The organism is Pontibacillus sp. HN14 (genome assembly GCF_021129245.1).
Classification (GTDB): Bacteria; Bacillota; Bacilli; order Bacillales; family BH030062; genus Pontibacillus.
Window position 1 is genome coordinate 1361089 of record NZ_JAJOLR010000001.1, and the last position, 25359, is coordinate 1386447.

23 protein-coding genes are annotated in these 25359 nt (G+C 41.5%); 2 read left to right on the forward strand and 21 right to left on the reverse strand.

All coding sequences use genetic code 11. The features are described 5' to 3' along the window. Nucleotides 1-163 precede the first annotated feature (163 nt). Both LQ226_RS07045 and LQ226_RS07050 read left to right on the forward strand, forming a co-directional pair. Nucleotides 164-2077, forward strand: a complete 1914-nt coding sequence (locus tag LQ226_RS07045; protein WP_231417137.1) for a DUF294 nucleotidyltransferase-like domain-containing protein — start codon at nucleotides 164-166, stop codon at nucleotides 2075-2077. A gap of 10 nt (nucleotides 2078-2087) precedes the next feature. Next, on the forward strand, nucleotides 2088-2804 hold the full coding sequence (locus tag LQ226_RS07050; protein WP_231417595.1) for a 3'-5' exonuclease: 717 nt from the start codon (nucleotides 2088-2090) through the stop codon (nucleotides 2802-2804). A gap of 80 nt (nucleotides 2805-2884) precedes the next feature. Here LQ226_RS07050 and LQ226_RS07055 read toward each other — a convergent pair whose 3' ends face one another. The 21 genes from LQ226_RS07055 to spoIIIAF form a co-directional block, all read right to left on the reverse strand. After that, nucleotides 2885-4240: an aspartate kinase gene (locus LQ226_RS07055; RefSeq protein WP_231417138.1), complete on the reverse strand. Its 1356-nt coding sequence runs from the start codon at nucleotides 4238-4240 to the stop codon at nucleotides 2885-2887. A gap of 211 nt (nucleotides 4241-4451) precedes the next feature. Continuing rightward, nucleotides 4452-6032: a FapA family protein gene (locus tag LQ226_RS07060; protein WP_231417139.1), complete on the reverse strand. Its 1581-nt coding sequence runs from the start codon at nucleotides 6030-6032 to the stop codon at nucleotides 4452-4454. A gap of 184 nt (nucleotides 6033-6216) precedes the next feature. Further along, nucleotides 6217-7002 (reverse strand): sporulation transcription factor Spo0A, encoded by a 786-nt coding sequence (spo0A, locus tag LQ226_RS07065; protein ID WP_231417140.1) that lies wholly within the window; start codon nucleotides 7000-7002, stop codon nucleotides 6217-6219. Between the two features lie 316 nt (nucleotides 7003-7318). Next, a complete protein-coding gene (gene spoIVB, locus LQ226_RS07070) occupies nucleotides 7319-8605 on the reverse strand; it encodes a SpoIVB peptidase (RefSeq protein ID WP_231417141.1) in 1287 nt (428 codons plus the stop codon). A 239-nt stretch (nucleotides 8606-8844) separates the two neighbouring features. Then, the gene (gene recN / locus LQ226_RS07075; protein ID WP_231417142.1) at nucleotides 8845-10578 is read right to left on the reverse strand and encodes a DNA repair protein RecN; all 1734 of its coding nucleotides are present in this window, start codon (nucleotides 10576-10578) and stop codon (nucleotides 8845-8847) included. Between the two features lie 29 nt (nucleotides 10579-10607). Next, nucleotides 10608-11057 carry a transcriptional regulator AhrC/ArgR gene (gene ahrC, locus LQ226_RS07080; protein WP_231417596.1) on the reverse strand — a complete coding sequence of 150 codons (450 nt, stop codon included), beginning with the start codon at nucleotides 11055-11057 and terminating at the stop codon, nucleotides 10608-10610. A 135-nt stretch (nucleotides 11058-11192) separates the two neighbouring features. After that, complete coding sequence (locus LQ226_RS07085) at nucleotides 11193-12005, reverse strand: TlyA family RNA methyltransferase (protein ID WP_231417143.1); 813 nt, start codon at nucleotides 12003-12005, stop codon at nucleotides 11193-11195. Between the two features lie 4 nt (nucleotides 12006-12009). After that, nucleotides 12010-13902 carry a 1-deoxy-D-xylulose-5-phosphate synthase gene (gene dxs, locus LQ226_RS07090; RefSeq protein WP_231417144.1) on the reverse strand — a complete coding sequence of 631 codons (1893 nt, stop codon included), beginning with the start codon at nucleotides 13900-13902 and terminating at the stop codon, nucleotides 12010-12012. Nucleotides 13903-13921: 19 nt separating this feature from the next. After that, on the reverse strand, nucleotides 13922-14518 hold the full coding sequence (locus LQ226_RS07095; RefSeq protein ID WP_231417145.1) for a hypothetical protein: 597 nt from the start codon (nucleotides 14516-14518) through the stop codon (nucleotides 13922-13924). Between the two features lie 702 nt (nucleotides 14519-15220). After that, entirely contained in the window at nucleotides 15221-16096 is an 876-nt protein-coding gene (locus LQ226_RS07100) for a polyprenyl synthetase family protein (RefSeq protein ID WP_231417597.1), read from the reverse strand. A 7-nt stretch (nucleotides 16097-16103) separates the two neighbouring features. After that, the gene (locus LQ226_RS07105; RefSeq protein WP_231417146.1) at nucleotides 16104-16352 is read right to left on the reverse strand and encodes an exodeoxyribonuclease VII small subunit; all 249 of its coding nucleotides are present in this window, start codon (nucleotides 16350-16352) and stop codon (nucleotides 16104-16106) included. Then, entirely contained in the window at nucleotides 16345-17697 is a 1353-nt protein-coding gene (xseA, locus tag LQ226_RS07110; protein WP_231417147.1) for an exodeoxyribonuclease VII large subunit, read from the reverse strand. The genes LQ226_RS07105 and xseA overlap by 8 nt, the downstream gene beginning before the upstream one ends. A gap of 2 nt (nucleotides 17698-17699) precedes the next feature. Further along, on the reverse strand, nucleotides 17700-18569 hold the full coding sequence (folD, locus tag LQ226_RS07115; RefSeq protein ID WP_231417148.1) for a bifunctional methylenetetrahydrofolate dehydrogenase/methenyltetrahydrofolate cyclohydrolase FolD: 870 nt from the start codon (nucleotides 18567-18569) through the stop codon (nucleotides 17700-17702). A 19-nt stretch (nucleotides 18570-18588) separates the two neighbouring features. Then, nucleotides 18589-18978, reverse strand: coding sequence for a transcription antitermination factor NusB (nusB, locus tag LQ226_RS07120; RefSeq protein WP_231417598.1), 390 nt, complete (start codon nucleotides 18976-18978; stop codon nucleotides 18589-18591). 168 nt (nucleotides 18979-19146) lie between these two features. Beyond that, nucleotides 19147-20100, reverse strand: coding sequence for a nuclease-related domain-containing protein (locus LQ226_RS07125; RefSeq protein WP_231417149.1), 954 nt, complete (start codon nucleotides 20098-20100; stop codon nucleotides 19147-19149). A 904-nt stretch (nucleotides 20101-21004) separates the two neighbouring features. Then, nucleotides 21005-21415: an Asp23/Gls24 family envelope stress response protein gene (locus LQ226_RS07130; protein WP_231417150.1), complete on the reverse strand. Its 411-nt coding sequence runs from the start codon at nucleotides 21413-21415 to the stop codon at nucleotides 21005-21007. Between the two features lie 18 nt (nucleotides 21416-21433). Then, a complete protein-coding gene (accC, locus tag LQ226_RS07135) occupies nucleotides 21434-22789 on the reverse strand; it encodes an acetyl-CoA carboxylase biotin carboxylase subunit (protein WP_231417151.1) in 1356 nt (451 codons plus the stop codon). 12 nt (nucleotides 22790-22801) lie between these two features. After that, on the reverse strand, nucleotides 22802-23293 hold the full coding sequence (accB, locus tag LQ226_RS07140; RefSeq protein ID WP_231417152.1) for an acetyl-CoA carboxylase biotin carboxyl carrier protein: 492 nt from the start codon (nucleotides 23291-23293) through the stop codon (nucleotides 22802-22804). A 218-nt stretch (nucleotides 23294-23511) separates the two neighbouring features. Then, on the reverse strand, nucleotides 23512-24078 hold the full coding sequence (locus LQ226_RS07145; protein WP_231417153.1) for a SpoIIIAH-like family protein: 567 nt from the start codon (nucleotides 24076-24078) through the stop codon (nucleotides 23512-23514). A gap of 15 nt (nucleotides 24079-24093) precedes the next feature. Then, nucleotides 24094-24741 carry a stage III sporulation protein AG gene (gene spoIIIAG, locus LQ226_RS07150; protein ID WP_231417154.1) on the reverse strand — a complete coding sequence of 216 codons (648 nt, stop codon included), beginning with the start codon at nucleotides 24739-24741 and terminating at the stop codon, nucleotides 24094-24096. Then, nucleotides 24738-25358: a stage III sporulation protein AF gene (gene spoIIIAF, locus LQ226_RS07155; protein WP_231417155.1), complete on the reverse strand. Its 621-nt coding sequence runs from the start codon at nucleotides 25356-25358 to the stop codon at nucleotides 24738-24740. The genes spoIIIAG and spoIIIAF overlap by 4 nt, the downstream gene beginning before the upstream one ends. Between the last annotated feature and the right edge of the window lies 1 nt (nucleotide 25359).

Consider the following 25359-nt stretch of genomic DNA (forward strand, 5'->3'; position numbering starts at 1 on the left):
AAAAAAGACGAACAGACCAGAAGGATGTACCTATTCTACATGCTCCATTTAGCCATTGCAATAAAATGATGTTAACTTTCTTAACACAACGCGTTACATTCTACAAGATGTATACAATTTGGTATACTCAAATAAGTGAATTTAAATACAAGGAGGGCGAATATTGGAGAAATATGTAGAAGTTTTTAAACAGCAGTATCCATTTACCATGCTCACCGAAGCACAATACGAGCGGGTTTTTACTGGAGCTACTGTAAATTCATATAAAAAGAACCAATTCATCTTTCATGAAGATGAAAAAGAAGAAGAAAGCGATATTTACTTCGTACTGAATGGATTAGCTAAGAACATTCTTCATAGATCAAATGGAAAGCAACTTTCCATACGATATTATTATCCCGGGGACCTTGTTGGGATCATGATGATGCTTACAAGCGGGGAAATGAAATTTAGTGTCCAGGCCATTGAAGAAACAAAAGCTATTCGATTCAAGAGGGAACGATTCGTAGAAATTATGTCTGAGAATCAAGCCTTTTCAAATATCGTACTAGAAGGTATAAGCAATCTAATGAAAAGCTTGTATCACGAGGTAAAATACAAGACGAGTGAACTGGACGATTCAAGCTATGATCGCGATTTGTTTAAACAACGGGCTGTATCGTACTCAGAGACCCCAACCGTCATCCATCGAAACGCTTCCGTGGCAGAAGCCGTTAAAATGATGAAAGATGAAAAAGCAGGCGGATTAATCGTTTGCGGAGATGAGCAGGAACTAATTGGTGTTTTTAACTATCAGGATTTAATTCTTGCTTATTTACAAGAAGACTTTGATGGTCGAATAGAAGACTATTTAAATGAAGATCCTTATGCCGTTAATGACCAGGACTTCATTTATGATGCATTGTCTTATTTAAAACATAATCCAGCAGCGATTATTCCAGTTCTTCATCGCCAGCAGGTTGTTGGTCTTTTACGACAAACCTCTTTCTTAAAAATGCAGAATTCTATTTATTTTGATTTGCGTTATCAAATTGGAAAAGCCAAGTCATTAGAGGAACTAACGAGTTTATCCCCTCGCTACAATCGAGCTTTTCAGCAATTCGTTTCCCAATTATTGGACGACAACATGTTTGCTTACGACATTTGCGAGTTAATCTCAAGCTACAATGACGAGTTGCATAAACAAATATTACACCTCGCAGAAGAAGATATGGTTGAAGAAGGCTATGGCACACCTCCGATCAACTACTGTTTCATTGTTATGGGAAGCGAGGGAAGAAAAGAGCAGGCATTCAGCACAGACCAAGATAACGGGATGATCCTTGACGATTATGAACACCTTGAAAATAAAGACGAAATTGAAACATTCTTTAAGATTTTCTCTGAAAAAGTGAATTACATGTTAGAAACCTGCGGATTCCCACTTTGTTCCGGAGGCATCATGGCTAAAGAAAAGAAATGGCGCAAATCGTTAAATGAATGGCATACTTCCATTCAAGAATGGCTTGAGAAGATGGACGCTGAGGAAATCAGAGACTTTACGATCTTTATGGATTTCAGACCCATTGTTGGTGATTTCTCTTTGGCGTATGATTTAAGAGAATTTGTCACGAAGAAAATCCAGCGATCCTTGACCCTTCAGCAGCTTCTTATGAAGGATACGCTTCGTTTCCGCGTACCTATTCAACCATTTGGCCGCATACACGGGACAGGTCGTTCCAAAGTATTGAATTTAAAAAAGGGCGCTATTATGCAAATTGTGAATGCTGTTCGGATTTATACAGTGAAATACGGTATTGATGATGTAAATACGATAAAGCGTTTAGAAACACTACGAAAATACGAGCGCTTCCACCCAAGAGATACTGAAAATGCCAAGCTCGCTCTTCACCGTTTGTTGAGCTTCCGGTTAAAGCGAAACTTACAACAAATTCAGTTACAAGAAACGTTAAATAATGATATAAGCGTTATGTCTTTAACGAAAGAGGAAAAGAAAACGTTACGGGAATCTCTTCTGATTGCCAAACGCTTACAACAAGTTCTTGAGCTAAGTTACAACCGAAATCGGGTGGTATAACGTGCTACCAATGGACCTTGAGATCTTGAAATATATTCTTTTTGAGAAACATATGTATGCTTATAAGTTACGCCCGTATTTAAACACACAGAAATATCAAGAACTGTACGAAAAGCTCTTGAACCGAGAGCACAATGAAGAGTTGCTTAAGAAACCGATTCAAGAAGCTCCTTTTACGATTTTCGACCTAGAAACGACAGGATTATTACCTGAACTAGGCCATGAAATCATATCGATTGGGGCCATTCGAATCCAAGGCACGAATCATGTTTCTTACGAACGTTTCCATGAATATGTCCGCCCCATACGTCCGGTTCACCAACGAACACTAAACTTGACAGGCATGACTCGGCACGACCTTCGCGGGGGCAAAACATTCATAGAAGCCTATGATGCATTCATGGAGTTTAGTAAAGACAGCATTCTTGTGGCTTACCCTGCTGCCTTTGATATGAAGTTCTTGCAAACCATGCTCAAACGATGGAAACTTCCAATCGACACACCTCCTTCCATTGATGCTCAAAAACTTGTGAAGAACATGTACCCGCGTCATAAGCATCAACTTGATTCAATGATCAACTCGTTTGGCATTACTCAGTTAGAAAGACACCATGCATTAAACGATGCGATTATGACTGCTGAACTGTTTCAAAGAATACTGCATGATATAGAAGAATTCGGTATAAAAACAGTAGAAGAAGGCATGAATTGGGCCGAAGGGAAATAGAACACTCTCTACTACAAAAAAGAATGACAAACAAAAAGAGCTTGGGACCCCCAAGCTCTTTTCAATTTGTAGCTATTATCTTATTCTTCTTCAAAGAAAGCCTGATAAAGAGAGCGCACAGCATCTTCGAGGCGATCTGCTTTAATTCCAAACATCATAGAAACCTCAGAAGAACCCTGGTTAATCATCTCAATATTAACAGACGCAGAAGCAAAAGCTTGCGCCGCTTTACTTGAAACACCAATCGTACTATCCATTCCCTCTCCAACAATCATTATCATAGCCAGATCCCGTTCAATCGTGACCATATCAACTCTAAGCTCTTCTTCAATTCGTTTAACGATGACCGCTTCTTTCTCAGGAGTTAACTGATCACTTCGCATAATCACAGACATATCATCTATTCCAGATGGTGCATGCTCAAAAGAAATATCCTCTTCTTCTAAAATTTCTAATAAGTGCCGTCCAAATCCTTTTTCACGGTTCATTAAGTATTTACTTACATACAAACTTAAAAAGCCTTCGTCACTAGCAATACCTACTACAGGCTTACCGTTTGTACTCGTACGCTCAGCAGAAATGATCGTTCCTTTACGATCAGGGTGATTGGTATTCTTTATACTTACTGGAATACGGGCCTTGAAAGCAGGAATCAGCGCTTCATCATGAAACACAGAAAATCCAGCATAAGAAAGTTCACGCATTTCTTTATACGTTAGCTCTACAATTTCTTTTGGATTCGGTACGATATTCGGATTAACACAATATACAGAATCTACATCTGTAAAGTTCTCATACAGCGAAGCTTGAATGCCTGCAGCTACAATGGAACCTGTTATATCAGAGCCTCCCCGAGGAAATGCCATTAACTGATCATCAATGGTATATCCAAAAAATCCAGGGATAACTAAAATTTCATCACGTTTACGGAGTTCATAAAGTCGCTCATAACTCTCTTCAAGAACCTGAGCACGACCTGGTTCATTGCTCACAATAATACCTGCTTCTTTCGGATGAACATAAGATGCTTTATGCCCGAGAGATGTTAAGTACTGACTTAGCACTTTAGCTAACGTATCCTCACCCGCTGCTTTTAAAGCATCCATTCGGTGTGTATAAATGGTTTCACCCGTTACGATGGAACGAAGTTGGTCCTCCACTTGCCCTAGCACTTCTTTCGATAATGAAAGTTCAGCCAAGATTTCATCGAAGCGATCTAACACTAACGATAAAACCGTTTCATAATCTTCTCCGTTATAACTTCTCTCTGCTAACTGTATAAGAAGATCTGTCACTTTCGTGTCACCTGAATGGCGTTTCCCTGGAGCCGAAACCACAACACATTTTCTTTGTGGGTCTGATGTAATAATAGATGCTACTTTTTTTAACTGTTCTGCACTGGCTACAGAACTACCTCCGAATTTTGCCACTTTCATTTTGCTTCACCACTTCTTCTAGGTTTTAGCTCTAAGAACACTCTCGCTTAAAGGAATGAATTCACCTGTATGATAACCAGATAGGTGTACAGAGCATATTTTTTATATAATTTTTAATCTTATCACGAATTAAAAGAAGAAGTAAGATGATTTTTAGAATTTTTTTAATTCATTAATACGGTATTGCGATAAAGCGGTAAAGACTGGTAAATTACTCATTCTCCCCTTCGTAATGTAGGTCTTTCCCCTCTGCATAAAAGGTTCCTTTCACCATTCGATCTACTTTCTTAGCCATCTGTTTAATCTCCACAAAAGTCTCCGGAAATGCTTCTGTAGCAATGGAGAGCTGGCCTTCTCCCCTAGTCGTTAGAAGAGCCATTGTAGCTTGACGTTTACTCTCTAATTCATTTCCTCTTTCTAATAAGCGCTCATAATACTTATACGTTTCCTGGTATTGGCTAAGTTGTTGCTCAGTTAAACGACCTTTAATTCCTTCTAAGGTCGAGACTTCTTTCTTTACTTGATCAATTGTCGTAAGGAGAGACTTATACTTTGCTAACAAATCTTTAAGCTCAGCTTCCCTTTCCTCACGGTTAAAGCCTGCTATAGAAATGTGAGTAGACCGCTCCATTTTGTTCCCAATAATCCCTGCCTGCACACGAGCCAACGCTTCTACCCTTCCCCCAACAATTTTCCCTTTCGGATCATCGAGCAGAACGTTCTCAGATTGCAGGAGACTTCCAATGGAATAATATCCAACACGTATATCTCTTTTTGCTTTTAAACTTGATTCATTGGCATGTCTGACATAGATATTGCCGCCTGCTTCTACAGTGGTATTCGCAAAAATACCACCTTTGATGTAGATATCTCCAGTCTCCGCACAAACAAGCGGAACATTATATAAACCGATATCCCCTAAGACAGCAACATCTTTCGTAGCTATAACTTTATATCCTTCTTGAATGGTACCTTGAACCGTAACACTTCCATCAAATTCAATATGACCTGTGCCAGGCCCTACATCCCCTGGGATCATTAAGTGATTGGACACGTGAATTTTACCGTTGACCCGTTCAACTACCCCTGCACATTTAGCGCGTAACACATGCTTATTCTCTTCTTGAACAAGCTCCACCGTCTCTTCATCATATAAGAGAGGGAATTCTTTACCACTCGTTTGAAGGATTACATCACCATAAAGGTTCTTCCCAGGAGTGCCGATCGTTGCCGATAGCTTCTCTCCTAACCAGTCTCCACTTTTCACTTCATTCACAAAATTCATATCGTAAAAGTCTGCTTCTCCATTCGATTTAATCGTAGGCTTTCTAGAAGCCAATTCGACGTAGGATACAACAGAGTCTTCTCCATCTCTAGGCTCAATCCCCCTTGCTACAACGGCTGTCTTATCATAGAACGATGAATAGATGGCAGGTAAATCAGGTGATTCAACTACGCCAGCTTTTCGTAGCGCTACTATCGCTTCTTGTCCCCATTTACTTGCATTCTCTTTCCATTCTTGCTCAGTCACATTCCACACAAGGGTTGCTTTCATTTTTGAACGATCGGTCTTTACAATCACCGCAGGTTTGATGACCCCGATTTCCGCTCGTCCACCTTCTTGTTCAAGCGCCTCTTTTGCTTGTTGAAATTTCGTGATTTGAACCCGTGGATGATCAGTTAACATCCATTCTAAATCCTTAAACGTTCCGCCTTTTTGCAACACACGCAAGTAAACGGTTTCATTTTCTTCTTCTATTTGTATATAATCACTCGGTGTATGTACCGCCATATAAGGACCCATCCTTTTAAACATATAGGTTTACTATACCACAAAAATACCTTGAATTGGATATACTTTTTGTAAAATTAAAACATTTTATTACATTATTTATAAACAAAAAACGCCCTTCTCATTAAGGAGAAGAGACGTTTCATTCAAGTTTTATATTAAAATTGTAATAAGGTCTTTCGTACTACACTGCCATGTGCTCTAAGCGTAATTTATCAGCCACCATCGCAATGAACTCACTGTTCGTAGGTTTCGCTTTCGTCATGGAAACCGTGTAACCGAATAAGGAGGAAATGGAATCGATGTTACCGCGGCTCCACGCCACCTCAATGGCATGACGGATCGCACGCTCGACACGAGATGCTGTCGTATTGTATTTCTTTGCAATATCCGGATAAAGAACTTTCGTGATGGAACCGAGCAACTCAATGTCATTATACACCATTGAAATGGCTTCACGAAGATACATATATCCTTTGATATGAGCAGGAACACCAATTTCATGAATGATATTCGTAATACTTGCATCAAGATTCAGCTTTTTCTCTGGTTTTCGCTCACGCATTGAACGACTAGAGCTTTCAAAGTTTGGTGCAAGCCCATATACCTGACGAATATGATCACGTAAATTATCTAGATCAAACGGTTTTAAAATAAAGTAAGAAGCACCTAAGTCAACAGCTTTTTTCGTTGTCTCTTCCTGACCAAATGCAGTAAGCATAATAACGTTCGGAAGTTTCTGCTTATCTAATTCCTTCATACGACGTAAGACCGCTAAACCGTCAACATGAGGCATAATAATATCTAAAATAAGAACATCCGGATCCATATCCTCTAACATTTCTAAACATTCTTGGCCATTATATGCTGTACCAATGACCTCAATATCTGTCTGTTCGTCAAAGTAATCTTCCAGCATATTTAAGAGTTCTCTGTTGTCATCCGCTAAGCAAACTTTAATTTTTTCCACGAAATTTCCTCCTTAAATTCTATTGCTCCCGCTTTTCCCACAGTTAAATTTCGACACCAGCTGGAAATATCCTCTTTTTTGAGTAAAAATATTATGTTTTTTTCGATTTCCTTCGATTTTCTTTAATATTCTCGCTTTTTCGATAAAATTCCACATCATTAGCAAAGTCGTTTCCATTTGTCGAATTATCTTTACATCTTATTATAACATCGTTCCTAAAAATGGCAATGAAGATAGATATATGAAAAACGTATACTTTTGCGAATTTATGGATAAATACAATAAAAAAAAGACAGGATCAAATGATTCCCTGTCTTTAACTTGCTTTTTGCTGTGATTTCGATTTATAAATATCAATACCTGCTTCGTGAAGCATCCATTCAATGTGAACCCCATAACCTGATGTAGGATCGTTGACAAATACATGAGTAACCGCGCCTACGACTTTTCCATCTTGGATAATTGGGCTTCCACTCATTCCTTGAACAATACCGCCTGTCACCTTCAACAATTTAGGATCCGTTATTTTGACAATCATCCCTTTAGTTGCAGGAAACTTTTGTGGAACGGTGCTTACAATTTCCACGTCAAATTCTTCAACTTTCTCCCCTTCTAAGACGGTTAAAATCTTAGCAGGGCCTTCTTTAACCTGATGAGACAGAGCGATTGGCATCGGCTCATCGCGTAAACCATTGTCTACTTGCTTATCTAATTCGCCAAAAATCCCAAACGGACTGTTTCGTGTTATAGACCCAATTCTGTTCTCTTTAGCTGAGAACCGGGCATGTTTCTCTCCTGGTACGCCATTGCTTCCTTTATCAATTGACGTAACATTCGATCGTACGATGGTTCCTTCATGAATTTCAATTGGCTTTCTCGTATCCATGTCTGATATCACATGGCCAAGAGCGCCATATTTCTTAGAATCTGGATGGTAAAACGTCATCGTCCCTATTCCTGCAGCTGAATCCCTTATATACAAACCTATACGGTATTTAGAATCTTTTTGATCATATTTAGGTGTCAAATCAGTCTCGAACGTCTCATCATTGCGTTTCATCGTTAACTTCATTGCCTCTTGATTTTCGCCAGCTTTCTTCACGAATGGCGCTACATCACTCATTTGCTTAATGTCTTTTCCATTAATTTTGAGTAAGATGTCTCCTACCTTGATCTTCGCGTCCTCTCCAGGAGAAACTTTACCTGACGATGTTTCAACAAGGTGATGACCCACAATTAAAACTCCAAGTGTGTGTAATTTCACACCAATTGATTGACCACCTGGTATCACCTTAAAATCATCCAACACATTTACATCTACCTTTTTAATCGGTAGTCCGGCCACCTCATAAAGGACAGAACTGTCACCAACTTCGTTCCCTATAAGCGCGTTACCATCTTGTCTGAGAACAGTGTCGCCTGCTTTTACTTTTGTTTCAGCAGAAGCTAATGTAGGAATGGTTCCTGAGTGTTGATTCTTAAAGATGGTTACCTGATCTGGGATCGAAAAATACGTTTGAGCAGGTTTGAAAAACGGTACGCTAACAATAGCGACAAGGAGCAGGATTCCAAGTGTCTTACGGAAAATTTCGGTTGCTTTCAAATCGTTCACTCTCCTTGCTCCCAACCCATTGCTTCTTCATTTTATTTTTATTTCTGTACTTATAATGTGGCCTTCAAGGCTTCGTTTTAAACCCTACAAACATGAGAAAAACAAGTGATTCTTTCCTCTATTTCATATCAAAATTACGTATAGAATTCGTTCATTCCTCTCTTATTTACCGTGACCAGATTTACTCATATTATTCATGATAAAAAAGAAAAACTGCCGGATCGGCAGTTTTACACATGTTGCTTCTTGAATTTTTCAGCGAGATCAAGCAATTCTGTAGCGTGATCTTTTGTGGTTTCAGTCATCTCAGCACCACTGATCATGCGGCTCAATTCTTCTACTTTATTTGAAACATCTAATTCCTCTACGATGGTTTTAGTACGATCATTTTCCACTTCTTTACGAATGTACAAATGTGTATCCGCCATCGCTGCCACTTGAGGTAAATGAGAAATACAGAGCACTTGAGATGAAGAAGAAATACCGTGTATTTTCTCAGCTATTGCCTGAGCGACACGTCCACTCACTCCAGTGTCTACCTCATCAAAGATCACACTCGTGACACCCTGGTGTTTTGAGAAAATCCGTTTTAATGCAAGCATAATACGAGATAATTCACCGCCACTTGCCACTTTATGGATATCTTTTAATGGTTCCCCAGGATTTGTGGTAATCATAAACTTCACCAAATCATAACCATTCTGCCCAATTTTCACAGGTTTACCGTCGATTACCGGGTCCTGTGCTGAACCTTCAGAACTCGAGAAATCCACACCGAAAGCCGCCTTCTCTAAATGAAGGTCTTTTAATTCTTCTTGAATGGCATCCGTTAATGCGGAAGCTGCCTGTTCGCGAACTTCATGAAGCTGTTTTGCTTCTAGTGCGATATCTTCTGCTTTTTCTTGAATGGATTGTTCTAATTTAGATACATGGGTGTCCTTATTTTTGATCTGATCAATCTCTTCTTCCACTGTTGCTGCATACTCTAACATGTCGTTTACACTTTGACCGTATTTTTTCTTTAAGCGATTGATTTCATTCAATCTTGATTCAATGGAATCGAGCTCTTCTTCACTAAACTCTAACCCATCAAGTTGATTCCGAACCCCATGAGCCAACTCTTCTACCATGTAGTAATGATTTGCTAACTCTTCTGCTTTCTTCGCAATTTCATCATCATAAGCCCTAGCGTTCTCAAGAGAGGACAATGCAAGGGATAACCAATCCAAAGCTTTCTGTTCACCATACAGGGCGTTATATCCATCATTAAGCCCTTTATAAATTTTTTCGTGATTCATTAAACGGTTGCGTTGTTCTCCGAGTTCATCATCTTCTCCAGGCTTTAAATTAGCCTGATCTAATTCATTGTATTGGAATTCTAACAAATCAAGACGTTGTGCCATTTCTTGTTCGTTCTCACTTAATTCTTTATATCGTTTTTTTAAAGCGTCGAACTCCTTGTATAACTCCAAATAGTCTAATTTTGCTTGTCCAATTTGTTCCCGGTCGAATAAGTCCAATAATTCTATATGTCGATCCACATCCATTAAGGATTGCGTCTCGTGCTGGGTATGTATATCAATTAGAGTCTGGCCAAATTCCCGCAAGATTGCAAGCGTTACAAGCTTTCCGTTGACGCGACAAATACTCTTCCCATTGGCACTAATGGTACGATTTAGTACAAGCATTCCATCTTCTGCGATATCTACACCGAATAATTCAGCTTTACTATAGGCCTGATGGCGATCATGATCAAGAAAGAATAAGCCTTCAATTTCAGCTTTCTTCGTCCCATAGCGAACAAATTCAGCAGAACCTCGACCTCCTGTAAGCAGTTGAATAGCATCAATGATAATGGACTTCCCTGCACCTGTCTCTCCAGTCAGCACGGTTAAGCCTTCTCTAAATTGAATGGAAACTTCATCGATTATAGCAAAATCTTTTATGGATAATTCAGCTAACACAAGCTAGCACCTCAACTTTTCCAAAATGATTAAAGCATATCAAGAAAACGATCTCGAATTTGTTTAGAGTCCTCCTCTGTGCGGCAGATAATTAAACACGTGTCATCTCCGCAAATCGTCCCTAGGATTTCATCCCACTCCAGGTTGTCAACGAGCGCGCCAACGGCATTCGCATTCCCTGGCAAGGTTTTCATTACTATAAAATGCCCAGCGGTATCAATTCGAACAAATGCATCTATCATTAGCCTTTTTAACTTCTCAAGCGGATTAAACCGCTGATCCGCCGGAAGGCTGTATTTATATCGACCATCCACCATTGGGACTTTTACTAAATGCAGTTCTTTAATATCCCGCGATACAGTAGCCTGAGTCACATTGTAACCAAGGCTTTTCAAACGATCGACCAGGTCATCTTGGGTTTCAATGTCTTTCTCAGCAATTAATTCCCTGATCTTAATATGTCGTTGCCCCTTATTCATCATATCTCCCTCTCTTCTTTCCCGATTCAGGGAAGGATCAATCCATTCGATCAGTCACGATGCGGTGAACATCTCATAAACGTTCAAAATGGGACCACACAACGTAGCCCCATTTGATGATAATCTATTCACAAATTAATGGGCGTTGTGGGCTTCACGCACGATCTGTTCCACATCGACACTAGGGCGAATCATACCCTTTGCTTCACCCATCCAACGTAAATGAGCTAAGAACTCGATATTTCCATCCCCACCGGTAATAGGGGAATAAGTCACCTCTTCTACGACATATCCTGTCTTAGAAGAAAATTCTAACATATCGAAGAGCACCATTTTATGAACCTTGGGATCACGGACAATCCCCTTCTTTCCAACTTGTTCACGCCCTGCCTCGAATTGCGGCTTAATGAGTGCAACCACATCGCCACCTTCTTCTAGCAGCGTCCCAAGCACAGGTAAAATCAATTTAAGTGAAATGAAGGAGACATCAATGGATGCTACATTTGGCGCGCCTTCTGTAAGGTCCTCAGAGGTTACATAACGGAAGTTAGTACGCTCCATGACCGTGACCCGCTCATCGTTGCGCAAAGACCAAGCTAACTGATTATACCCTACATCAATCGCATAACTTTGCTTGGCCCCATTTTGTAAAGCACAATCCGTAAAACCACCTGTGGAAGAACCAATGTCAATTAAAATTTTATCCTGAACGGTAAGGTCGAAATCCTGCAGAGCCTTTTCTAACTTAAGGCCTCCCCTACTCACGTACGGAATAGCTTTCCCTTTTACATGGAGAGGGATAGATTCATCCACTTTAACTCCAGGCTTATCTAATTTTATGGTTTCTGAGAAGACTAAACCAGCCATTATTGTTCGTTTTGCTTTCTCTCGTGTCTCGATTAGTCCTCGTTCCACAAGAAGTGTATCAAGTCTTACTTTTTTCGTCATTGCTTCAAGCCCTTTGCTTTTGTTCTGGTAATATTTTTTTTATATTTGTAACGATATTTTCAGATGTAAGGCCAATTTCTTGATAAAGTTCTTTTACGCTACCATGCTCAATAAAGCGATCAGGAACACCCATGCGGTGGATTACCTGATTGTAGTATTGTTGTTCTTCTGCGAATTCTAACACTCCACTACCGAAGCCGCCTTTTAAAACAGCTTCTTCAATTGTAAGTATAGGCATGGAACGCTTCATTAAGTCATGGAGCATCGCTTCATCCATCGGCTTAATAAACCTTGCATTAATGACCTTAACTGAAATACCTTGCTTTCTTAGTTCTTCGCTCGCCTTAAGAGCCATAGGAATGGTGGTTCCAAATGTAAGAATCGCTGCGTCTGTACCTTCTTGAAGTACCTCCCAGGATCCAATCGGAAGCGCCTTAAGCTCCTCATCCATTTCTACGCCTAGTCCATTTCCTCTTGGATAACGAACAGCAATCGGACCATCGTCATATTCAAACGCGGTATGAACCATATGCTGACCTTCATTCTCATCTTTCGGCATCATAATGGTCATATTCGGAAGGTGCCGTAGAAAGGCGATATCAAACACACCCTGGTGCGTTTCACCGTCAGCTCCGACTAAACCTGCACGGTCAATACCAAACGTTACGTTTAGATTTTGACGACACACGTCGTGTACCAATTGATCATAGCCACGTTGCATAAAGGTAGAATAAATGGCAAGGAACGGCTTCATACCTTGTGTTGCGATTCCGGCAGCCACTGTCGTCGCATGTTGTTCTGCTATCCCCACATCAAATAGTCGATCAGGAAATTCTTCTCCGAATTTCTCAAGCTTTGATCCAAGAATCATAGCTGGGGTAATGGCAGCAATACGGTTGTCCGTTCGCGCTTTCTTCCTGAGTGTCTCACTAATGACTTCACTCCACGCAGGCGGTGCATCCGTTGGCTTAATTTTCTCTCCGGATTCAATCTTATAAGGTCCTACTCCATGCCACTTATCCTTTTGATCACTCTCAGCAGGATGATAACCTTTCCCTTTCTGAGTCATAACGTGGACAAGGACTGGTCCTTCAGTCTTTTTAGCATACTGTAGGTTCTCCATTAAATCTTCAAAGTTATGGCCGTCTACAGGTCCATAATACGTAAAACCGAGCTCCTCAAAGAACATCCCAGGTAGCATGAAGTATTTCATGCTATCTTTCAATCGTTCAGCTGCATTCGCAAGCTTCCCGCCTACTGCTGGAATACGCTTTAACACCCATTCCATTTCATCTTTGACCCAGTGATATTTACGAGCACTTCTCATACGCCCTAATACATTATGAAGGGCGCCTACATTCTGAGCAATCGACATTTCATTGTCATTTAAGATTACAGTAACGTTCTTCTTCTCATCACCAATATGGTTTAAAGCTTCTAGAGCCATACCACCCGTAAGAGCGCCATCTCCAATAATCGGGAGGATTGAATGGTCTTCACCCTTTAAATCTCGAGCAATGGCCATACCCATTGCCGCAGAAAGAGATGTAGAGCTATGCCCTGTTTCCCAAACATCATGCTCACTTTCACATCGTTTCGGGAAACCACATAACCCTTGATATTGACGTAATGTATCAAATTGGCCTGTTCGACCCGTTAAGATTTTATGAATATAGGATTGATGTCCCACATCGAATAATATTTTATCTTTAGGACTGTCATAAAGCTTATGTAGAGCCAAAGTAAGCTCCACAACCCCTAAATTAGCACCTAAATGTCCACCCGTTACAGATAATTTTTCAATGAGAAAGTTACGGACAGAAGCCGCAAACTTTTCGAGATCTTCATTAGAATATTCTTTTAAGAAGGATGGGTCCTTGATAGTATTAAGATCCATTCGGGATCACTCGCCTTCATCATGATTTTCTAGAGGATTTTTTACCCCTCGGTAAAATAGTAATGTTTAACTTTCTTTCCACAAGTGAAATAATTCGAGCTGCGAAGAAAATGATATCAGTTGACGCGCGAATCGCAAAATACTTCCCTAGCGCCTTGCCCCCAACAGTTACCGCTGCTACTATACTTGTAAAAATCACTGAGATGACCAAGTTGGTAGTCGAATCCTCTGAATGTCCAAGAATAAACGTTAAGCGCAAAACAACCATCGTTGCAGCTGTTCCACTTATAACGCCAGCGATATCTCCGATTACGTCATTACAGAAGCTCGCGAAACGGTCCGCATTTCTGACAATAAGAATCGCCTCTTTGGAACCGTTTACTTTTTCAGCTGCCATAGCATGAAAAGGAACTTCATCTGCAGCCGTTGCCGCTATACCTAGCATATCGAAGAGTACTCCAATTGATACAATAACGAAAACGATAATGATCCCTAACAGATAGTACACATCATCTAATATATAATTGGAGATAACTGTAAAAATAGCCGCTAACACAAACGTGATAACGGCGATCCCCAAGCTAAATTTTAAAGAATTTTTTAGTTGTGTCTTCATGGATTAACCTCTATATTTTAAGTTCATTCACGTATATGTATGAAGGTCAGGATGGTCACCTAAAAGATAAAAACTGCGGCTTAGGTCCAGTAGGTTTTCCCAAGCGAGTACCATGTGTTGCCACATCGGCGGTTCCCCTTTAAACTCACCTTAGCACCGTCACCGATTGCTAGACTGGATTGCCACTTAGTCCGCACTATAATCCCTTTCAGGTGTCATGGAACAGTCTAGGAGATTTCCTCGACAGCCTTTGGCCGCTCCTTAGCCTCTTTTGCAGCGCTGATTTCATATGGTCGGGTAAGCGATCGAATAGTGGCCATCTATCTTTCGCTCAAAAGCCATAATCCCCTCAGAGCCACTCAAGGCAGGCTACGCTGTGGACCGTTCTTCCCAAAACAATCTCACAGGTTCATACCCCATTTCATAGCAGACGTTTGAGAACAGCCTCCTACAAATATGGGCCTCCGCGGAAGCAGGGTCAACGCCCACATGCCATTGTGGATCGCCCCGCAACCTTAACTCCCAGCATCGACCCAAGGCTGGGCGCCTCAAGCCAACACAAGGAACTTCATCGATGTGCCCTTTGGCGGATTTTTAGGCCCGCCTTCAGGAACGGAGGGCCGACTAGAATACTGCACCATCCTGTTTGTATTTCTAATATACCACATTCATTCCAATCCCTCAATCCACATGTACTGACAATTAATTCTTTCGATCGCTAATGTAATCAATCAGATCCTCTAAAAGGGAACTATCGACGCCAGCTTCCTTAAGAGCAGCCCTTGCTCGCTCTGCGTACTTCTGTTTGTGCTCGATCGCTCCTTCAAGACCTAACAATTGAGGATATGTACTTTTATGATTTGTTACATCACTACCTACTGGCTTCCCGATCTCGCCTTCTTCGCCAATAACATCTAAAATGTCATCCTGGACTTGAAATAACAAACCTATATAGTTTGCGTATGTCTCAATTTGGCGTAATTGTGTCGGATTGGCCCCTCCAATAAAGGCGCCTGCTACAGCTGAGAATCGTAGCAATTCACCGGTTTTGTGACGGTGTATGGCTTCTAGCTCTTCAAGGGAGAGTGTTTTCTCTTCTGCCTCCATATCAAGCATCTGACCAGCTACCATTCCTTCAGCACCACTGGCCTTCGATAATTCACGTGTTAGGAATACTTTTTCACGGTCTGTCAGATGGTCATTAGCTGTAATAACGTGAAAGGCTGCCGTTAGTAATCCGTCCCCAGCTAATATAGCTGTTGCTTCATCAAACTGCATATGATTCGTAGGCTTTCCTCTTCTCACGTCATCATCGTCCATCGCAGGAAGATCATCATGGATAAGAGAATACGTATGAATCATCTCTACCGCACAAGCAGGAGCGAGCGCTCGATCTTCCATACCACCAAACGCTTCATTGGCAGCCAATAATAAAACAGGGCGAATTCGCTTGCCCCCTGCTTCAATGGAGTATAGGATGGACTCTCTCAGTTTTTCAGGAATTTGCATAGAATAGATCTGTTGCTCCATCTGCTGGTTTAACTTAGAGCGCTTATTCTCCAAAAAGGTCCCTAGCATATGCACCTTATTCTTCCTCCTCCACTGAGAAAGACTCAAATTCTCCCTGATCATTCATAATTTGTTGCATCTGTTTTTCAACATTATTCAGTTTGTCGTTGCAAACCTTAGAAAGCTTCATGCCATCCTGATAATAAGTAATAGCTTTCTCTAAAGGGACATCTCCCTCTTCTAACTTTTCTACGATCTGCTCAAGCTGCTTCATAGCTTCTTCAAAACTCAATTCTTCTTGTTGTGCTTGCTCTTTTTCACTCATGGTCTTCCTCCTTTTCCATTCCCCATACTTGGCAATCTAAAACCCCATCTTGCACTTTAACCTGCAGAGGATCTCCAGGTTGAACATCACCGATTGATTTCACGACACTACCTTCCTGATCAAAAGGAATGGCATATCCTCTTTTCATGATTTCAAGAGGATTTAGTAATGATAATTTATTTAACATTTGTACATACTGGTTATCTTTCGCTCGCTTTTCCTGCTGCATGGCTCGGTTCATACGCTTAGTCAATTGAATAAACGTTTGTTTCGCTACGTCTAGCGAGCGCTCAGGGTGCTGTTGCCGAAGACGGTTCATATAGACGTTAAAGTCTTGTCTTCTACGTTCTTGAAGCATTGTAGAGGATTTTTTCAAGCGCTCTGATAAGCGGTCTAAGTCCTGCTCTTTCTGCCTCATGAGTTGTTCTGGATATCGAAACGCATACGACTTCTGGAGACGGGTTAGTTGATCTCTTCCCTGACGGTGCTGGACCTGTAGGGCTCGACTAAGACGACTTCTCATGGAATTCACACGCTCTAACACCTCTGCCTGAGAAGGTACCGCTACTTCAGCCGCACCTGTTGGTGTTGGGGCTCTGTAATCCGCTACAAAGTCACTAATTGTAAAGTCTGTTTCATGCCCGACCGCTGATATAATAGGAATCGTTGATTCGGCAATGGCTCTTGCTACTACTTCTTCATTAAAGGCCCATAGTTCTTCAATAGAACCTCCACCTCGCCCCGCTATAATGACATCATAATCACCGATTTCATTTACTTGTTTGATTGCCTGGGAAATAGATGGAGCGGCGCTTTTCCCTTGAACGAGAACAGGGAATACCGTTACGTTTACAAGAGGATAACGCCTTTCTATCGTAGTTAAAATATCGCGCACTGCAGCACCGGTCGGGGAAGTAATGACAGCAATAGATTCTGGATAAGGCGGAAGAGGCAACTTTCTAGAATCCTCAAAGAGGCCTTCTTTTGAAAGCTTTTTCTTTAGCTCCTCATAAGCAAGGTAAAGAGCGCCTAATCCGTCTGGCTCCATATGTTGAATATAAAGCTGGTACTGACCATGAGGCTCATATACCCCAATTTCACCCTTAATCAGAACATTCATCCCATCCTCAGGCTTGAACTTCAAACGCCGATTGTTCCCCGCAAACATCACTGCATTGACTCTGGATTTGTTATCTTTAATCGTCAAATACATGTGTCCTCGACTGTGATGTTTGAAGTTAGAAATTTCCCCCTTTAACCAAATATCAGTTAAATGGGGGTCTGTTTCGAACTTACGTTTAATGTATTTTGTTAAGGCGGACACCGTCAAATATTGATCTTGCACGGTTAAGAACTCCTTTGAGGGATATGATTGAACTGCTTGGCTGCTTTGATTGTATTTTGAAGAAGCATCGTAATCGTCATAGGTCCTACACCACGTGGGACGGGGGTAATATAAGAAGCTTTCTCAAGGGCTGATTCAAAATCAACGTCACCTGTCAAACTGCCATCTTCAACACGGTTCACACCTACATCAATGACAACAGCACCATCTTTAATGTCTTCTCCGGAAATGAAAGATGGCTTTCCGACAGCTACTATTAGAATGTCTGCACTTTGAGTAAATTCTTTGAGGTTCTTCGTGCGGGAATGGCAATATGTAACGGTCGCATTTTCATTTAGAAGCATTTGCCCAATCGGCTTTCCGACAATGCGACTGCGGCCGAGTACCACTACGTGTTTTCCTTCAAGGCTAATCTCTTTTTCCTTAAACATTGTTAAAATTCCTAACGGTGTACAAGGTAAAAAAGTTTCCTTCCCAGCCATCATGCGACCGATGCTTATAGGATGGAACCCATCAACGTCTTTACTTGGAGAAATGGCTTCAATGATTTCGTCTTCATTGATATGATCTGGTAATGGAAGTTGTACAAGAACCCCATGTACTTTAGGATCATGGTTCAGGCGATCCACCAAATCTAACAATTCTTGTTGTGAAACTTGTTCAGGAAGCTCGATTAAGTTCGATTCCAGACCAACTTTTTTGGAGGCTTTGTCTTTACCTCTTACATAGGATAAAGAAGCGGGATCGTTTCCAACGATTACGACTGTTAACCCAGGAACGACTCCCATCTCTTTAAGATCAGCAACCTCTTTAGTCATCCGCTCTCGAATATCTTCTGCTAATTCTCGTCCATAAATAATTTCTGCAGTCATGGAATCCACCCTCTCACAATTAATCAATCATTTTCTTCAATACACCGTTCACAAAACTTCCTGATTTGTCATCGCCAAATGTTTTAGCTAACTCAATTGCTTCATTAATGGAGACCTTTTCAGGGATATCTTCTTGATAGTTCATTTCATACACGGCTATACGCATAATCGTTTTCTCAACAGATGCAATACGATTAAAGGACCATTTCTCAAGATGGTTCGAAATCTGCTGATCAATTGTTTCCTGGTTTTCTTTCACACCAAAAACAAGTTGATCCAAAAACGCATCATGAACTTGGCCATCTTCTTCCTCTAAAATATTCTCGATCGCTTCATTAGCGTCCATTTCATTTATGTCCATTTGAAAAAGCGCCTGAAACGCCTTTTCTCTTGCTGTATGACGATTCATCATTCATTCTCCTTTATGTTTCTTTCCGTTAAGAATGATAACACGTAATAATCAGAAATGCTATAAATAATAGAACCTCAGCGATTAAAAGCCAAATCACATTCTTGTCGGCGCGCGGGGATTTATAGGAACAGCATACCCAAATCTCAGGAGGGGTATCCGTATGGGCTATAGGTGAGGAGAATGGTAGCGGAGGGATCGTTTGTGACCTGAGGTTTGAAAGTCCATCTTACTAAGGAAATAACTAGCCGCCCTGCTGTCATCACGTCGCACAAAGTCTCTAAAGATTGCATTATTCATGTATGGAAAACCTAATAAGAAATAATCAACTATTGCCTGCTTGTGTGAGTCACGCGAATAGTAATGACAAGTTGAGCACCTCCACCTCTTCCTTAGCCAATTCATATGGAAGCTTTTACACTTTGGACACTCGACTCCTTTTTGTAACTCGTCGTAAGATATCGAATACTTATCCAATATATTTGTAGGCGATAAAGGGGTATGGGCATCAAGGATCATCTGATTCATATTTCCTGGAAGGGTGGTGGGTGTATTAAATTGAGATTCCAAATTTACAATATGATCAAACAAATTTTCTACTTGGGTGATGGCGTGCTGATGAGGGTTGAGCTCAGAGGATTTTATAACAGCGGAAGGGTGTGTGAAGACAACGCAGTATTTAATCGGTAATGCGATGTGATGTGAGGAAAACCATTTAGATAGGTGCCTGCGCTGACGTCCGACTTGCACAAGAGGATTAGGCAGCCTTTCTTCGCGTGTTTCGCCTTTTCGAATTAACTGACTGAAAGTAGGATCAAATTGAATAATTCCTGAAATATTCTTCACTTCTAATATGATGGCGACGCGATTTGTAACAAGGAGGGTATCTATCTGGAATACTTTATCTCCATCCACGATCCGTAAATCATGAAAGATGTGGTACTGGCGATCATCAAGATAACTTAGAGGATAATCGAGTTCTTGCTCTCCCCAATAGCCAGCTCTTCTTTTACTAATGCTCTTCATTACGGCAGATTTTTTCGGATGACGATAAGGTAATCTTTTTTCTAACACTTCTTCTTGTCTAAGTATGAAGGGGATGGTTCTCTTTTTTACGATCATGTAAAACTCCTTTCATTGCTCTTAAATAAATTACATTACAGCATTATTCGACTAAATGTTCGGGTTTCCTTTATTTTTTATAAAATTTGTAATCGGTGTTTTAGGAGGGGGCTCGAGCATTGATTAGCGGAACTAGTTTTGTTACTGCATTTGGGTTTCGTTTTAGACATTGCATCTTTGGTTTATGCACTACGATGCGGGATTTCTTCACTGCTCCTTACTTTTTCTGCAGTCCGGCGGGGATTTGGACACTGATGGCCGGCTTTCGACAGTACGGTCGCGCTTTCTTCACTGCGCAGGCTGTTTCTACACTCCGATCCGGCTTTCTTCATGCCAACAGCTCTTTCTACACTCCGAGCCGGGCTTTCTTCACTGCTCCTTACTCTTTCTGCAGTCCGGCGGGGGTTTGGACACTGATGGCCGGCTTTCGACAGTACGGTCGCGCTTTCTTCACTGCGCAGGCTGTTTCTACACTCCGATCCGGCTTTCTTCATGCCAACAGCTCTTTCTACACTCCGAGCCGGGCTTTCTTCACTGCTCCTTACTCTTTCTGCAGTCCGGCGGGGGTTTGGACACTGATGGCCGGCTTTCGACAGTACGGTCGCGCTTTCTTCACTGCGCAGGCTGTTTCTACACTCCGATCCCACTTTCTACATGCCAAAAGCTCTTTCTACACTCCAAGCCGGGCTTTCTTCACTGCTCCTCACTCTTTTCGCAGTACGGCGGTGGTTTGGACACTCCGATCCGGCTTTCTACACTCGGGTGGCGCTTTCTTCAGTCCCCAGGCTCTTTCCACACTCCGCCCCGTCTCTCTTCACTCCATCCCCGATTTCGACACTCCGCCCCACAAAACAAAAAAACCACAAAGAAGACAAGTCGTCTTCTCTGTGGTTCAAAGTTCCCTTTACACGCCAGGGATCTCTTCTTCTTCGTCCTCTTTTGTTGGTTCCATTTGGATCCCTACGATGTGAACGTTGATTTCTTTAATTTCTAGGGCGGTCATATTTTTAAGGGCTTGGCGCGTGCTGTCTTGGATCTGCTGGGCTGTTTGTGGGATGGAGATTCCAAAGTCCATGACGACGTAGATATCAATGACGATGCCTTCGTCTGACAGTTCAACTTTGATTCCTTTCCCGTGATTCTTCTTTCCGCCAAGACGTTCGGCTACGCCACTTGCAAAGTTACCGCGCATGGATGCAACACCTTCGACTTCTGATGCAGCGATACCGGCAATAACTTCAATAACCTCTGGAGCAATTTCCACTTTACCTAAGCTGGAGTCCTCTCCAACATTTAATAAATGATTTTCACTCATCTTGGTCACTCCTTTGTGTTATTCCTCTTCCATTATAGTATAGGTTTCAAGGAATTTCGTATTAAAATCTCCTCCGCGGAAGACTTCGTGTTCCATCATGCGACGGTGGAACGGAATTGTTGTATGAACTCCTTCGATAACGAACTCATCAAGGGCACGTTTCATACGATCCATTGCTTCTTCTCGTGTATTTCCATAAGTGATCAACTTCGCAATCATTGAATCATAATACGGAGGAATCATCCAGCCTGGATACGCCGATGAATCTACACGGACACCGAAGCCACCTGGAGGAAGATACATTTCAATTCGTCCTGGTGATGGCATAAAGTTCTTGAACGGGTTCTCCGCGTTAATACGACATTCAATGGAATGACCCTCAAATTCAATTTGATCTTGAGAGAATTGAAGAGGTTCATTATTGGCCACATGAATCATTTCTTTGATTAAATCAACGCCTGTCACCATTTCTGTAACAGGGTGTTCCACTTGAATACGCGTGTTCATCTCCATGAAGTAGAAGCTGTTGTTGTTCTGGTCGAAGATGAATTCCACCGTACCTGCGCCTGAGTAATTAACAGCTAAGGCTGCTTTTACAGCTGCTTCTCCCATTTCAGCACGTAGGTCTGGCCCAAGTGCCGGAGATGGTGTTTCTTCTATTAATTTTTGCAGGCGACGTTGAACAGAGCAGTCCCGTTCACCAAGGTGAATGGCATTTCCATGGTTGTCTGCAAGTATTTGAATTTCAACGTGACGGAAGTCTTCAATATACTTTTCTAAATAGACACCAGGATTACCGAATGCTTTTTCCGCTTCATTTTGCGTGACGCGAATCCCTTTTTTGAGTTCTTCTTCGTCACGAGCGACACGGATTCCTTTTCCGCCGCCGCCAGCGGTTGCTTTAATGATAACTGGGTAACCGATTTGCTCAGCTACTTGAAGGCCGTGTTCTTCATCACGAATTAAACCTTCAGAGCCGGGAACGACTGGTACACCCGCTTCTTTCATCGTTTCTCGAGCGACGTCTTTTGTTCCCATTTTACGAATAGCCTGAGCGCTTGGTCCGATGAATGTAATGTTGCATTCATCACAGATTTCAGCGAAATCTGGGTTCTCGGACAAGAATCCGTAACCCGGATGAATGGCTTCTGATTCGGTTAATGTGGCGACGCTCATAATATTTGTGAAATTCAAGTAGCTTTCACTACTCATGGTTGGTCCAATGCAATACGCTTCATCTGCTAGTTGAACGTGTAGAGATTCTTTATCCGCTTCAGAATAGACGGCCACCGTTTCAATGTCCATCTCTTTACAAGCTCGAATAATCCGAACGGCGATCTCTCCACGGTTCGCGATTAAGATTTTCTTGATCACAGTTCCATCCCCTTATTCGGATTTCACTCGGAATAATGGCTGACCATATTCAACAAGCTGACCATTTTCTACGAGTACTTCTACAATTTTACCATTAACTTCAGCTTCAATCTCGTTGAAGAGCTTCATGGCTTCCACAATACAAACTACAGAGTCCTTCGTTACAACGTCTCCTGTTTTAACGAAAGGACCAGCGTCTGGTGAAGATGCTTCGTAAAAAGTTCCCACCATTGGGGAAACAATCTCATGATCATAATCTGCCTTTGCCTCTGTTTGAGGTTCTGGCTTAGGTTCCTCAGCTGCTTGAGTTGGTTCCGGTTGCGGTTGTGGCGCAGGCTGGGCTGGTTGCTGTGCAGCAACTGGTTGAGCGGCCGGGCGTTCAACAACCTCTCCTGTATTTTTCTTCATAGTTACTGTTGTTCCATTGCTTTCATATGTAAACTCATCGATTGTTGATTCATCGATTAATTTAATGAGTTCACGAATTTCTTGTACTTTTAACATATTCTGCGCACCCCTTCTATATTTGAAATGCATATTATTAACTGGTACTAATAACACCTCTTAATATTTTACGACAAAGAGTAGTAAAACTTCAACCTACCAGAAAGCGCTTACTAGTTCTTTTCTCGATTAGAACGGGCTTTTCCTCTTCTCTAAATAAAAAAAATAACTATAAAAAAACAGCTTTCGCACACCGTTAGAGTGCGAAAGCTGTCTGTTTACTTTTCGTTTGGAATGTATTCTACTACAACCGGAACTGGTCCGAATTCATCATATACAATTTGATGAATTTGACTGACGTCTTGTTTAGACATCTCGTTTGCTTTTACTTTCACTAATACTTTATCATCCTCTGCGCGAACAAATACATCCGGATATTCTGCTTTTGCTTGGATGGATTGTTGAGCGACCGATTCTTTCGTACTTAGTTCTCGAATCTTATCAATCTCATTTTTGGCATCATTCACTTCTTCAGCAGAAACTTCACTAGAAGCCATAATGTTTTCTAGTTCTTCAATTTTCTTAGAGCGGCTGTCCATAATATCTAATTGCATGGAAGAGAAGTATTGATCAGACGAAAGGCTTGATGTGAGGGAACCATCTTCTCCTTCTTGAGTTGTTGCATCGCCTTCACTTGGTGTTCCTGCCGTTTGTTGGTCTGCGTTTTCTTCATCCCCCATGTACGCGAGCTCCCCTTCTGGTGGTGAAGTCATATAATACACACTCAGCACAATCATCAAGCTCAACATCGTTAGCAACCAAACCGTTTGTTTTTTTAACATCATTCTTTCATTCCTCCCTTATTTTTTCGGCATTACCGAAATTCGATGTGTAGGAACATCAAGTGTTCGTGAAACTGTTTCAACAATCCACTCTTTCACTTTCATATGGTCAGCACCCTTGGCTACGACTCCAACGCCTCGAACAGATGGTTTATCCGTCCGGATCAGGAGCGGAACTTCTTGGTCGCCTTGTCTTGTGACAACGATTTGTTCATCCTCTGTGAAATCTTCAATGTTACGCTCGCCACCACTCTTATCATTCTCTGTCGTGTGTTGCTTGCTCACGGTTGTATTTTTTTCATAGACCTTTGCTTCTGTTGACTCCAGATTCACCATTACTTCTACCTCTGAAACACCTTGAATCTTCTCGAGGAGCCCTTTTAGCTCTTTCTCGTAGTAAGTTTCCACATCTGACATCAGCATATCTGCCTCGTCCTTCTTCTGACCAAACGTTTCCTTTTCGGCAGGTTGCACACTCTCGGTTTGGATAGGAGGCGAAATCCCTTCGCTTCTGGCTTCATCGTTAGTGAAAAAGTCACCAACTAGTAAGATGAGTAACCCTAGCAAACCAACAAGTACCACGTAAGCTAGTTTAGTAGGCTTCCCACCATCGGCTGACTTCAGCTTCAGCAATGAAAAGATGTTAGTTAACGGATTTTTCTTCATTGAACCCCTCCTTCCCACTGTAAGATGAGCTGATCCTCAGGTATGTCCCATGCTGAAGATAAATACGATCTGACAGCATCTAGAGATTGCTCACCTTCTTGATCTTTTGGCTGCTGATTTAGATCAATCACAATTTCTTCAACCTCATCACTCCCTGCTTCTTGCTTATTTGTCTCTGCAAGGGTAATGTTGAGTGACTTTAACCCCTCTAAATTCACTTCTGCATCGGTTTTAAATTGGAAGGAAAAGTTTTGAATCTCTACGTTATGGTCATTCATCAGCTCCTCCTTCACTTCGTTTTCTAGCTGGACAGCCATCTGTTCTAAAATATATGCACGTTGTGAGGCTTGTATTTCTTTTTTCTTCTCTTCAATCGAATTTTTCATAGATTCAACTTCTGCCTGATCATTCCACCTGTTCATTTCTCGTGTAAAGAATTGATCCATATCAACATCGAATAATTTAAAAACAGGCTGTAAAAAGACAAGAATAAGAAGGAGCCCCACTACGAGTTTGATGTATTTTCGAAAGGAGGATGCAGGGAGTAAGAGATCTGTCACTAATGCTAATAGTAAGAAAAGAATAATCTGTGTGACCCATTCTGTTATAAACGCCACT

Coding starts and splice junctions, on each gene's coding strand:
- nusB (WP_231417598.1), bottom strand. CDS start 18,978: ATGAATCGTCATACAGCAAGAGAAAAGGCGTTTCAGGCGCTTTTTCAA.
- LQ226_RS07085 (WP_231417143.1), bottom strand. CDS start 12,005: ATGACGAAAAAAGTAAGACTTGATACACTTCTTGTGGAACGAGGACTA.
- LQ226_RS07100 (WP_231417597.1), bottom strand. CDS start 16,096: ATGCTAGGGACCTTTTTGGAGAATAAGCGCTCTAAGTTAAACCAGCAG.
- ahrC (WP_231417596.1), bottom strand. CDS start 11,057: ATGAATAAGGGGCAACGACATATTAAGATCAGGGAATTAATTGCTGAG.
- accB (WP_231417152.1), bottom strand. CDS start 23,293: ATGTTAAAAGTACAAGAAATTCGTGAACTCATTAAATTAATCGATGAA.
- spoIIIAG (WP_231417154.1), bottom strand. CDS start 24,741: ATGAAGAAAAATCCGTTAACTAACATCTTTTCATTGCTGAAGCTGAAG.
- LQ226_RS07145 (WP_231417153.1), bottom strand. CDS start 24,078: ATGATGTTAAAAAAACAAACGGTTTGGTTGCTAACGATGTTGAGCTTG.
- LQ226_RS07050 (WP_231417595.1), top strand. CDS start 2,088: ATGGACCTTGAGATCTTGAAATATATTCTTTTTGAGAAACATATGTAT.
- LQ226_RS07105 (WP_231417146.1), bottom strand. CDS start 16,352: ATGAGTGAAAAAGAGCAAGCACAACAAGAAGAATTGAGTTTTGAAGAA.
- folD (WP_231417148.1), bottom strand. CDS start 18,569: ATGACTGCAGAAATTATTTATGGACGAGAATTAGCAGAAGATATTCGA.
- LQ226_RS07060 (WP_231417139.1), bottom strand. CDS start 6,032: ATGGCGGTACATACACCGAGTGATTATATACAAATAGAAGAAGAAAAT.
- dxs (WP_231417144.1), bottom strand. CDS start 13,902: ATGGATCTTAATACTATCAAGGACCCATCCTTCTTAAAAGAATATTCT.
- LQ226_RS07055 (WP_231417138.1), bottom strand. CDS start 4,240: ATGAAAGTGGCAAAATTCGGAGGTAGTTCTGTAGCCAGTGCAGAACAG.
- LQ226_RS07130 (WP_231417150.1), bottom strand. CDS start 21,415: ATGAGTGAAAATCATTTATTAAATGTTGGAGAGGACTCCAGCTTAGGT.
- LQ226_RS07095 (WP_231417145.1), bottom strand. CDS start 14,518: ATGAAGACACAACTAAAAAATTCTTTAAAATTTAGCTTGGGGATCGCC.
- LQ226_RS07125 (WP_231417149.1), bottom strand. CDS start 20,100: ATGATCGTAAAAAAGAGAACCATCCCCTTCATACTTAGACAAGAAGAA.